This window comes from Paraburkholderia phosphatilytica, from assembly GCF_003443895.1.
Taxonomy (GTDB): domain Bacteria; phylum Pseudomonadota; class Gammaproteobacteria; order Burkholderiales; family Burkholderiaceae; genus Paraburkholderia; species Paraburkholderia phosphatilytica.
Genome location: NZ_QQOA01000065.1, coordinates 21,904 through 28,146 on the forward strand (window position 1 = coordinate 21,904; position 6,243 = coordinate 28,146).

Annotated in this window: 8 protein-coding genes; 2 read left to right on the forward strand and 6 right to left on the reverse strand. The window is 62.0% G+C overall.

Annotation, left to right across the window (positions count from 1 at the left end; translation table 11 throughout):
- Positions 1 to 10: 10 nt before the first annotated feature.
- Positions 11 to 349 (forward strand): cupin domain-containing protein, encoded by a 339-nt coding sequence (locus DVS29_RS35065; RefSeq protein ID WP_118185670.1) that lies wholly within the window; start codon positions 11 to 13, stop codon positions 347 to 349.
- Positions 350 to 399: 50 nt separating this feature from the next.
- Here the strand turns inward: DVS29_RS35065 and DVS29_RS35070 are convergent, their stop codons facing one another.
- Entirely contained in the window at positions 400 to 717 is a 318-nt protein-coding gene (locus DVS29_RS35070; RefSeq protein ID WP_124800756.1) for a hypothetical protein, read from the reverse strand.
- Positions 718 to 1,006: 289 nt separating this feature from the next.
- On the opposite strand from DVS29_RS35070, the gene DVS29_RS35075 reads away from it, so the two are divergent.
- Positions 1,007 to 1,549 (forward strand): hypothetical protein, encoded by a 543-nt coding sequence (locus DVS29_RS35075; protein WP_124800757.1) that lies wholly within the window; start codon positions 1,007 to 1,009, stop codon positions 1,547 to 1,549.
- 5 nt (positions 1,550 to 1,554) lie between these two features.
- Here the strand turns inward: DVS29_RS35075 and DVS29_RS35080 are convergent, their stop codons facing one another.
- From DVS29_RS35080 to DVS29_RS35100, 5 genes are read right to left on the reverse strand one after another with little or no spacing between them, the layout of a single operon-like run.
- The gene (locus DVS29_RS35080; RefSeq protein ID WP_118185661.1) at positions 1,555 to 2,181 is read right to left on the reverse strand and encodes a nucleoside/nucleotide kinase family protein; all 627 of its coding nucleotides are present in this window, start codon (positions 2,179 to 2,181) and stop codon (positions 1,555 to 1,557) included.
- A 49-nt stretch (positions 2,182 to 2,230) separates the two neighbouring features.
- Positions 2,231 to 3,106, reverse strand: coding sequence for a sugar phosphate isomerase/epimerase family protein (locus tag DVS29_RS35085; RefSeq protein WP_118185663.1), 876 nt, complete (start codon positions 3,104 to 3,106; stop codon positions 2,231 to 2,233).
- Complete coding sequence (locus tag DVS29_RS35090) at positions 3,103 to 4,131, reverse strand: ABC transporter permease (protein WP_118185665.1); 1,029 nt, start codon at positions 4,129 to 4,131, stop codon at positions 3,103 to 3,105. Before DVS29_RS35090 ends, DVS29_RS35085 begins: the two co-directional genes overlap by 4 nt.
- A complete protein-coding gene (locus DVS29_RS35095) occupies positions 4,128 to 5,141 on the reverse strand; it encodes an ABC transporter permease (RefSeq protein ID WP_118185667.1) in 1,014 nt (337 codons plus the stop codon). The genes DVS29_RS35090 and DVS29_RS35095 overlap by 4 nt, the downstream gene beginning before the upstream one ends.
- A complete protein-coding gene (locus tag DVS29_RS35100; RefSeq protein WP_240655966.1) occupies positions 5,134 to 6,126 on the reverse strand; it encodes a sugar ABC transporter ATP-binding protein in 993 nt (330 codons plus the stop codon). Before DVS29_RS35100 ends, DVS29_RS35095 begins: the two co-directional genes overlap by 8 nt.
- Positions 6,127 to 6,243: the final 117 nt, after the last annotated feature.

Sequence of the window (6,243 nt, forward strand, 5' to 3'; positions counted from 1 at the left end):
AGAGGTGATCATGATCTCGCCAATCGATGCCGGTGCATTTGCGAACGGTGTGCAGAGCGGATACAGAAATGAAGTTCTTACCAGCGTGAACGATCACGACGTCCATATCAGCATCATGGACGCGCCGTATCCATGGCACTTTCATCCCGATACGGACGAGACCTTCTTCACACTCGAAGGCGTGCTTGTGGTTGAAGTTGCCGAGGGGGAGATTGCTTTGCATGCAGGGCAGATGCTGACGGTCCCCGCTGGAACGCGGCATCGCACACGCCCGGAAGGATCTCGATCGGTCAATCTCACGGTCGAGCGCAAGCACTCGGAGACCGTGCTGTGTGACGGTTCTGCATGACGCTTCTTGAGCGAGTATTGCCGTGACCAGCCTCGCTGAATCACGCTCGATTACCTTTGGTCCAGCTGGTGCTGCCTGCGATTGGCGCGCCATACAAGGTAGATCCCGTAGAACATGACGATGCTGATGGCGAGAATGCTCCAATCCATGTTGATCGTGTATTGCACGAACGCCGGATAGCGATAGGTCGAGACGTCAAGACAACTGCACCCCGAGTGCATCCGACCATCCAGCTGCGCGCTGATACACCGATGGGCCGTGTTGAATATCAGCGCGTCGACCAGTCCCTTGATCGCCAATCCACCGAAAGCAAGCGGTACGAGAAACGGGATCAGGTGCAACCATTCGGCCCTTGAGTTGTTCTTCATCGATAGACGTGACGCTGCTGAGTGTTGAAACCGACTCACACGGATCGGTTATCGGCGTCGGGTATTGGAACTTGACGGATGTCTCAGGCGGCGGGGGTATCACTCAAAGAGCGGCTACGTTTGAAATCTGGTTAGACCCGCACCTGTCCCTTCCTAAAGTTACTGCATCGATGGTCGATAACCGGTTAGCAATAGCTGGAGGTCATCGAAAACGAAGAACTGGAGGCGCCTCTATTGCAATCGAACAGGCCCGATATCGAGGCCGATAGACCACATGAGAGGGGCCGGAATGACCAGCAAACGAGAAATTCAAACCCGCATAACGGAGATGCTCGCCGCCGGCGAGAAAAAACAGGCAGTGTTTGCCGCGTTGTCGGGAAATGGCGTGTCGGACAAGGTGGTAGCGCGTTTGATCGCGTCGCACGTCGATCCACAGCGATGCGCGAAGAACAAGGTGCATCGCTGGATCGTCGTTGCGCTGGCTTACTTTCAGCTTCTGATCGTCGCTCTGGTTGCGTTGCTTGCCATCATCAAGCTGCCGTTGATCGCGGGGCTCCTGATCGCCGGTTTTGCGCTGGCGGTGGCGGGGGTCTTCGTGTGGGGACTCACGACGAACAAGGCACAGGTCTATAACGCGTTCATCATGCTTTCGGTGATCCATCTACCGCGGCAGTTGCAGGGTCTCGACAAGGACCCGCTGTTTGCGGCGCTGGGAATGGCATTCGCGGTCGCCGTTGTCGCCTATGTCTGGTTCGTACGCCGTCGGCTGTTCCCGGACTTCACGTTCATATCCGTGGGGAAGGTCAACGGGCAATACGTGTTCGTCGACTGACGCGATCACGCCGCCCAATGAAACTGGACATCCGCGTGCGCGCGGGTGCCATCAATCTGCGCGGCGTTCACTTCGTCTGTTCTGTCCACCCACTCCTTCGCCGCCAGTTCACTGCGACCGAAGCTCACGTGCCGCGTGACAAGCCGCGCGCGCCGCAGCTCCGGGTCGACATTGACATACCAGACTTCATCCAGCAGCGGCCGCACGGACGCCCAGTGACCACTTTTTAGCAGCAGATAGTTGCCCTCGGTGACGACGAGCGGAACATCCGGCGGCACGGGAATCGCGCTGGCGACAGGTTCCTCGATCTCACGTCGAAACATCGGCGCGTAGACCGTCTCGCCTGCGCGCGCTTCGCGAAGCCGCCTCAGAAGCGCGACATATCCCGCGCTGTCGAACGTGTCTTCAGCCCCCTTGCGCGATGCACGGCCCAGACGCGCGAGTTCGACGTTCGCCAGATGAAAGCCGTCCATCGGCACGACCACGGCCTTGCCCGGAAAGGCTTCGAGGATAGCCTGCGCGAGCGTCGACTTGCCGGCGCCCGGGGCGCCAGCCAGTCCCAGGATACGGCGCCGCCCGTCGGCCGTCATGTCGTTCAGGCGGTCGAGATAGCGGCTGGAGATCGTCGTCATGAATCGAGGTGTTCCGTCGAAGTCGTGGTGCCGGCGGTGGCCCGGTTTTTTAATGGTGCTCGCGTGCTTTCGCCGCGGCGTTGATGCTGCCTGCCATGAATTCGCGCGCGTGCTTCGCGAGGTCCATGCCGTCGTCCCAAAGGTTGCGCCAGATGGCGAGTGCGTTGGACAGTTGCTCGTTCACGACCGTCGACGAAAAGCTCTCGAATGTCACGACGCCCTGGTAGTTCACCATCGCGAGCGCGTGGAAGAACTGCGAGAAATCCACCGTGCCCGAACCCAGGTAGCCACGATTGCTTTCGCCGATATGAACGTAGGCGAGGCGGCCTGCACATTCCAGAACCGGCTGCATGAAATCGGATTCCTCGATATTCATGTGGTACGTATCGAGGTGAACACCGACGTTCGGCGCGCCCACTTCGTCAATCAGCGCGAGCGCCTGCGAAGCGGTATTCAGCAGGTTGCTCTCGTAACGGTTGACGACTTCGAGGCCCAGCTTCACGTCCTTTCTGAGCGCGAAATCCGCGACGCGCCGGATGGCGTCGATCGCGTTCTGACGGCCCTTCTTCGTAACCGGTGCGTGATACTTGGCCATCGCGCCGTACAGGATGCCGCCGAAGTATTTGCCGCCGATTTCCGAGGTGATGGTGATGGCCTCTTCCAGCATCGCGACGCCACGCGCAACCGTGGCGGAATCTTCGCTGGACACATCCGCATCGAAGGTCAGGCCGCGCGAACACCCCACCTCGAGCTGATACTCCTGCAGCAGATCGCGCGTGAGCGCCAGGTCCATCACTTTCGGACCGTGCAGGGACAACTCCGCGAGATCGAATCCGGCGGCCTTCGTCGAGCTGAAAACCTTGCGGGTCGATTCCGGCGTGAGATCGCCAGCCCATACCAGTGCGTGTACGCCCAGCTTGTTCATTGTGCAGCTCCTTGAGAAGCGGTCACGCGCCTGCGGACCAGGGTTTTCGAAAGACCGTTTGCCCACGCCCAGCGGATCAGCATGACGATGAGCAGGAATACGCCCCACAGCGCGGTCGCCAGGTGCTGGTTGGCGCCGAGCAGATTCAGTCCCGATGCGATGACCTGCAGGACGACCAGTGCGATCACGACAGGCACCACCCGGCCGAAGCCGCCGAAAGGATCGACGCGCCCCAGAAAGCACGCGAGCACCGAGATCAGCAGGAAGGCCGCGCCGTGCCCCACCCGCACCGAGTTGAACTGCGCGGCCATCACGACGCCCGCGACGCCGCACATCAGCCCCGAGAGCATGTAGATGCGTGTGACCGCGCGTGTCGTGGCAATGCCGGAATAGCGCGTGGCCTCGAGGTTCGAGCCGATCATCCGCGTTGCGAAGCCCAGCCGCGAGCGCGTCATCACGACGTGCCAGAGCAGCGCGCAGCCAAGGAAAATCAGCAGCGGAATGGGGATGCCGACGAAGAAGCCGTTGCCCATCTGCCGCACGAACGGCGGGAAGCCTGAGATGTCGCCGCCACGTGTCAGGAATTCGCCGAGGCCGCGCAGGAAGATCATCATCGACAGCGACACGAGAATCGGGCTCGCGCCCGTGCGGGCGATGACCGCGCCCATCACCCAGCCCGCGGCAGCGCCGGTCAGGAGCGCAGCGACGATGCCGAGCAGGATCGCGGCCGCGCCGGCCCCTGCTCCACCGTGCGTCTCGATCACGTACGCCATGGCGAGGCCGGAGATGTTCGCCGTGAAGGTCACCGCGAGGTTGAAGCCACCCGATATCAACGGCATCAGCATCGCCAGCGTGAAGAAGCCGAGTTCGGGCAACTGGAACGCGATGGATACGAAGGTGTCCTGCGAGAAAAAGCGGTCGGACGCGATGCTCAATGCGACGACCACCACCAGCAGGAATCCGAGCAATCCGGCGACGTCCGCGGGAACGGACGGCAAGGACGAACGATGCGTCGACGTATTCATGATGCGGCCTTTGCGCCTTGCGACGCGAATCGCGTGCCGACGAGCCTGGCGAAGCCGCCGCTCGACAGCGTGATGGCGATCAGGATGATCGCGCCGATGATCATCTTGAACGCGTACGGCGAGATGCCGAGGAGGTTCAGGCCATTAGCGGTAATGGCCGTCAGCATGATGCCGAGAATGGCGCCGAGGATGGTCCCGCGTCCGCCTCCCAGGCGGGCACCGCCCAGCACGACCGCCGCGAGCACGTCGAGCTCGCGTCCGTACAGCGCATTGGGCACGACTTCCTGAACGTAGTGCGCCTGCATCAGCCCCGCGATACCGGCCATCATGCCGAGCCAGCCGAATGCAAGGTAGTGCATCGCGCCGAGATTAACCCCCACGCGCCGCGCGGCTTCGGGGTTGTCGCCCATCGCGTACAACTGACGGCCGGTCGTGGTGCGGCGAAGCAGAAACCACGTGGCCGCGACCATCACGACCATCACCGCCACCGGCAGCGCGATGTTCGCGTTGCCGCCAGCCGTACTGAAGTGGACGATCGACATCCGCTCGACCCACCAGTCCGGCAGGTCATAGATGGACACGCCGCCCGTGAGGAACATCAACCCGCCGAAGAACACGTTAAACGTGGCGATCGTCACCACGATGGAGACGATCCTGAAGCGGTAGATGATGGTGGCGTTGATGGCGCCGAGCAGGAAGCCGAAGAACGCGGAAGCGATGAAGCCGAGCGCCCAGTTCCCGCCGCCCAGATACGCGACGGTCAACGCGGTCAGGTACTGAACGACGGACGCGCCGACGGCGAACGAGATGTCGATCCCGCCAGCAATCAGGACTACGAGCAATCCCACCGCGAAAATGATGTTCACCGAGCTCTGGTTGAGCAGGTCGAACAGGTTCGGCAACGTGAGAAAGGTGCGGGTCGACAAGCTGAGGCCAATAGCCATGACGACGATGACGAGCATCAGCAGGGCCTCGATCGAACCGATTCCGAGTTTGCGAAAATCAGGCATGGACGTCTCGCTCGATGTGTTCCATCGTTGTCGTTCCCGGCACATACTCCGCGACGATCCGGCCGTCGCGCATGTGCAGGATGCGGTCCGAGTTGAAGTAGACCTCCGGAATCTCGTCGGAGATCAGCAGGATCGCCATCCCTTCGGCCGCAAGCCTGTGAATGATCGCGAAGATGCCGGCCCGCGCGCCGACGTCCACACCGACGGTGGGCGAATCGAGGATCAGCAGCTTCGGGTTCGTCGCGAGCCATTTGGCCAGCACGATGCGCTGCTGATTGCCGCCCGACAGCGTCGAGACCGCGTCTTCGGGCTTGCCGATCTTGACCGCGAGCTGCTGGATCCAGTCCGCGATCAGCGCGTTGCGCTTGCGGGTCGAAATGAGGCGCGTCGAGTCCAACAGGTCGTCCAGCACGGTCGCCACCGTGTTGTCGCCGATCGATTGCGGCTGGACGAGTCCGAGCTGCAGCCGGTCTTCCGACACGTACGCGATGCCCGCGCGAATGGCGTCCCGGTTCGAGCGCAGCGACAGGGCCTGCCCTTCCAGACGGATCGATCCGGCAGCCGGACGCGTCATGCCGAACAGCGACAGCGCGGTTTCGGTCCGGCCGGCGCCCAGGCGCCCGGTCATGCCGAGGATCTCTCCCCTCCTCACGGTGAACGAAATGTCCTGATATTCGCGGCCACGCGACAGGCCCTGAACTTCGAGCACCGCGGCCGCGGCGCTCAGGTCCGTATCGCGCACGGCGTAGTCGAACGTGCGCCCCGTCATGTGCTCGGTCAGACGAGCCTGGGTCATGCCTTTGGTCGGGAAGGTACCGACGTACTGCCCGTCGCGAAAAACCGTCACGCGCGTGCAGACGTCGAGCACTTCCGCGAGACGGTGGCTGACGAACACCACCGCGATGCCATCCGCCGACAGACGCCGCACGATTTTCAGCAACGCGCCGGTTTCCGCGTGACTGAGCGAGGCGGTCGGCTCGTCCATGAATACCAGCCGGGCGTCGCGCACTAGTCCGCTGAACCGGATGAATTGCACCGGATGCGTCGAGTTGGATCGGAATACTTCCATTTCAACGGGGCAGCTTGCTTGTTGTATTGGCGA

Excerpts from the sequence above, each read along its gene's own strand:
- DVS29_RS35080 (WP_118185661.1), bottom strand. The coding sequence starts at position 2,181 with ATGACGACGATCTCCAGCCGCTATCTCGACCGCCTGAACGACATGACG.
- DVS29_RS35095 (WP_118185667.1), bottom strand. The coding sequence starts at position 5,141 with ATGCCTGATTTTCGCAAACTCGGAATCGGTTCGATCGAGGCCCTGCTG.
- DVS29_RS35100 (WP_240655966.1), bottom strand. The coding sequence starts at position 6,126 with ATGGACGAGCCGACCGCCTCGCTCAGTCACGCGGAAACCGGCGCGTTG.
- DVS29_RS35090 (WP_118185665.1), bottom strand. The coding sequence starts at position 4,131 with ATGAATACGTCGACGCATCGTTCGTCCTTGCCGTCCGTTCCCGCGGAC.
- DVS29_RS35075 (WP_124800757.1), top strand. The coding sequence starts at position 1,007 with ATGACCAGCAAACGAGAAATTCAAACCCGCATAACGGAGATGCTCGCC.
- DVS29_RS35070 (WP_124800756.1), bottom strand. The coding sequence starts at position 717 with ATGAAGAACAACTCAAGGGCCGAATGGTTGCACCTGATCCCGTTTCTC.
- DVS29_RS35085 (WP_118185663.1), bottom strand. The coding sequence starts at position 3,106 with ATGAACAAGCTGGGCGTACACGCACTGGTATGGGCTGGCGATCTCACG.
- DVS29_RS35065 (WP_118185670.1), top strand. The coding sequence starts at position 11 with ATGATCTCGCCAATCGATGCCGGTGCATTTGCGAACGGTGTGCAGAGC.